Source organism: Microbacterium sp., assembly GCF_035277845.1.
Classification (GTDB): domain Bacteria; phylum Actinomycetota; class Actinomycetes; order Actinomycetales; family Microbacteriaceae; genus Microbacterium.
Genome location: NZ_DATEJS010000130.1, coordinates 1 through 3,430, shown reverse-complemented (window position 1 = coordinate 3,430; position 3,430 = coordinate 1). Strand labels below are relative to the sequence as shown.

The window sequence follows — 3,430 nt, the reverse complement described above, 5'->3', positions numbered from 1 at the left end:
GCCGAGGCCGCCGACATCCCCGACATCCGGGTGATCGCCACGTTCCTGCGCGGTGTCGCGCGGTACGAATCCTGATCCGAAGACGAAGGCGGGAACCTTCAGCATGCCATAAGCTAGGGACATGGACACTCTGATCGACATCCTGCACATCGGCACCGCAGTCTTCATCGTCGGGCCGATGGCGATCCTGCCGATGACGGGCCTGCGGGCCCTGCGCAGCGGCAGCGCCGCCCAGGTCACGACACTCGCGAAGTCGACCATGATCTTCTCGTGGCTGTCGCTGCTGACCTTCGTCTTCGGCTTCGGCGCGATGTCGCTGGCGCCCAAGCAGTACGACCTGTCGTTCACCACGCCGTGGATCCTCACCTCGGTGATCCTCTACGTCATCGCCTTCGCGCTCAGCGCCTTCGTCGTCGTGCCGCAGATGAACAAGGCGGCCGAGGCGATCGAGGCGGCCGGAGCGGGGGCGGATGCCGCAGGCTCCAAGCCGGCCGGTTACGGTGCGATCGCGGGGACCAGCGGCATCGTGTCACTGCTGCTCGTCGTCGTGGTCGTCCTTATGATCTGGAAGCCGTAAGGCCCACCCGCGACAGCGAAGGGCCCGGATCCGCAGGCGATGCCGTGCGGATCCGGGCCCTTCCGTCCGTCTGTCAGCCGCGCAGCGCGGAGATGACGGCCGCGGTCCGCAGGGCGGCATCCGCCGCCTCTGCCCCCTTGTCCTCCTCCGAGTCCGGCAGCCCGGCGCGGTTCAGTCCCTGCTGCTCGTCGTCCAGCGTCAGCAGGCCGAACCCGATCGGCTTGCCGGCGTCCAGCGACACGCGGTTCAGTCCGTCGGTGGCCGCCGACGACACGTACTCGAAGTGCGGCGTGCCGCCCCGGATGATGACGCCGAGCGCCACGACGGCATCCGCCCCGCCCGCGAACGCGGCCTGTGCGGCGACGGCGAGCTCGAACGAGCCGGGCACGCGGGCGAGCGTCCAGTCGGCGCCGGACGCATCCAGCACGCGGGCGGCGCCGGCGACGAGGCCGTCCATGATCGTGTCGTGCCAGGATGCCGCCACCACGACGACCCGCAGGCCGGTGCCGTCGATCTCGGTCGCCGCGATCGGCGCGCCCTTTCCGCTCACTTCATCTCTCCTTCTGCGGCGCCGAGGTGCAGCGCACCGTCGGCGATCACGTGTCCCATGCGGTCGCGCTTCGTGGCGAGGTAGTCCCGGTTGACCGGGCCGACGCCGACGATCAGCGGCACCTGCTCGACGACGTCCACGCCGAACGCCCGCAGCTGCGTCACCTTGTCGGTGTTGTTGGTCAGCAGCCGCACCCGGCTGATGCCGAGGTCGTTCAGGATGCCGGCCGCGGCCGCATAGTCGCGGGCGTCCGCCGGCAGGCCGAGCGCCAGGTTCGCGTCGACGGTGTCCAGGCCCTGCTCCTGCAGGCTGTAGGCGCGCAGCTTGTTGATGAGGCCGATGCCGCGCCCCTCGTGGCCGCGCATGTAGATCACCACGCCGCCGTCCTTCTCGATCACGTCGAGGGCGGCATCCAGCTGCGGGCCGCACTCGCACTTGAGCGAGCCGAACGCCTCGCCGGTGAGGCACTCCGAGTGCACGCGCACGATCGCCTCCGGGCCGAGCTCGCCCTTGACGACGGCGATGTGGTCGGTGCCGGTGGCGCGATCCTTGTACGCGAGGAACCGGAACTCGCCGTGCGACGTCGGCACGGCGGCTTCGGCACGCAGGCTCACGACGCGCCGTCCGCGGCGGGCGTCGTCCGGGATCGGCGAGACCTCGTTCAGGTGCGCGATGAGCTGCTCGATGGTGATGACCGGCAGGCCCTCGCGCTCGCCGAGCTCCAGAAGACCGGGCATCCGCATCATGCTGCCGTCCTCGGCGACGACCTCGCCGATCGCGCCCACCGGTGCCAGGCCGGCGAGCTTCATGAGCTCCACGGCCGCCTCGGTGTGGCCGGCGCGCTCGCGCACGCCGCCGTCGACGGCGCGCAGCGGCAGCACGTGACCGGGACGGATGACGGAGGCCGCCGTCGAGGCGGGGTCCGCCAGCACGGTGAGCGTGTGGGCCCGGTCGCCGGCGCTGATGCCGGTCGTGACGCCGGAGGCGGCATCCACGCTGACCGTGTACGCGGTGTGCTTGGAGTCCTGGTTGTTCGCGACCATCGGCGGCAGGTCCAGCCGGTCGGCCCAATCGGCCGGCATCGGCGCGCACAGGAACCCGCTCGACCAGCGGATGGTCCATGCCAGCCACTCCGGGGTGGCGAGCTGGGCGGACAGGATGATGTCGCCCTCGTTCTCGCGGTTCTCGTCGTCGGCGACGATGACCGGCTTGCCCGCGCGCAGTGCGTCGAGGGCCGCAGGTATCGTGGACAGGCTCATCGGGAGCCCCCTTCCGTCGGGTTCGGGCCGGTGCGGAACGCGAGGAGGCGTTCGACGTGCCGGGCCAGGATGTCGGTCTCGAGGTTGACGCGGTCGCCCGCGGTGAGGGCGCCGAGCGTCGTGGCGGCGAGGGTCTCCGGGATGAGCGACACCTCGAACCAGTGCTGCGGCGCGTCCGCCCGCGACGTGGCGCTCACGGTGAGCGAGGTGCCGTCGACGGTGATCGAGCCCTTGTCGACCACCAGCGGGGCGAGGTCGGCGGGCAGGGCCACCCGCACCACCTGCCACTCGGCTCCGGGACGCACCTCGAGCACCTCGCCGGTGCCGTCGACGTGGCCCTGCACGATGTGCCCGCCCAGGCGCCCGTGCGCGGCCATTGCGCGCTCGAGGTTCACCCGGCGGCCCGGGGCGATGCCGGCGAGGGTCGTCATGTCGAGGCTCTGTTTCATGACGTCGGCGGTGAACCAGTCCGGGCCCTGATCGACGACGGTGAGGCACACGCCCGACACCGCGATCGAGTCGCCGTGACCGGCATCCGACACCGCCTTCGGCGCGTGCACCGTCAGCCGGATGCCGTCACCCGACGGCTCGGTGGCGGTGATCTCGCCGATCTCTTCCACGATCCCCGTGAACATCAGCCTTCTCCTTCTTCACCGGTCGGGATTCCCTCGCGCGGCACGGCCACGATCAGCACGTCGTCCCCGAGCCGCTCGACGGATGCCAGCTCCAGCGGTCGCACGTCGGCCATGGTGCCGACGCCGACATCGCCGATCGCCGGGAAGTCTCCCGCCGCGCCGCGCCCGATGAGCTTCGGTGCGACGTACACGAGCACCTCGTCGGCGAGGCCCTCCCGCAGGAAGGCGCTCGCGAGCGTCGGCCCGCCCTCGACGAACACGCGCTGGATGCCGCGCTCGCGCAGCTCCTCGAGCACCGCGACCAGGTCGCCGTCGAACTGCAGCAGGTCGTGGGGATGCCGGCGCACCAGCGCGTCGGCCGGGATCCGGCGGGTGCCGATCACCACCGGGACGGGCTGCTGCGGCAGCA

5 protein-coding genes are annotated in these 3,430 nt (G+C 71.4%); 1 reads left to right on the top strand and 4 read right to left on the bottom strand.

The genetic code is table 11. From position 1 onward, the window contains the following. Positions 1-121 precede the first annotated feature (121 nt). The gene (locus VJR25_RS05590) at positions 122-577 is read left to right on the top strand and encodes a DUF2269 family protein (RefSeq protein ID WP_324113392.1); all 456 of its coding nucleotides are present in this window, start codon (positions 122-124) and stop codon (positions 575-577) included. Positions 578-650: 73 nt separating this feature from the next. On the opposite strand, the gene ribH is transcribed toward VJR25_RS05590, so the two are convergent. From ribH to VJR25_RS05570, 4 genes are all read right to left on the bottom strand, one after another. Beyond that, on the bottom strand, positions 651-1,127 hold the full coding sequence (gene ribH, locus VJR25_RS05585) for a 6,7-dimethyl-8-ribityllumazine synthase (RefSeq protein WP_324113390.1): 477 nt from the start codon (positions 1,125-1,127) through the stop codon (positions 651-653). Next, the gene (ribA, locus tag VJR25_RS05580; RefSeq protein WP_324113388.1) at positions 1,124-2,386 is read right to left on the bottom strand and encodes a GTP cyclohydrolase II; all 1,263 of its coding nucleotides are present in this window, start codon (positions 2,384-2,386) and stop codon (positions 1,124-1,126) included. Before ribA ends, ribH begins: the two co-directional genes overlap by 4 nt. Beyond that, on the bottom strand, positions 2,383-3,021 hold the full coding sequence (locus VJR25_RS05575) for a riboflavin synthase (RefSeq protein WP_324113386.1): 639 nt from the start codon (positions 3,019-3,021) through the stop codon (positions 2,383-2,385). Before VJR25_RS05575 ends, ribA begins: the two co-directional genes overlap by 4 nt. Continuing rightward, positions 3,021-3,430, bottom strand: a 410-nt coding sequence (locus tag VJR25_RS05570) for a RibD family protein (protein WP_324113384.1), incomplete at its 5' end; no start/stop codon positions are given. The genes VJR25_RS05570 and VJR25_RS05575, both read right to left, overlap by 1 nt.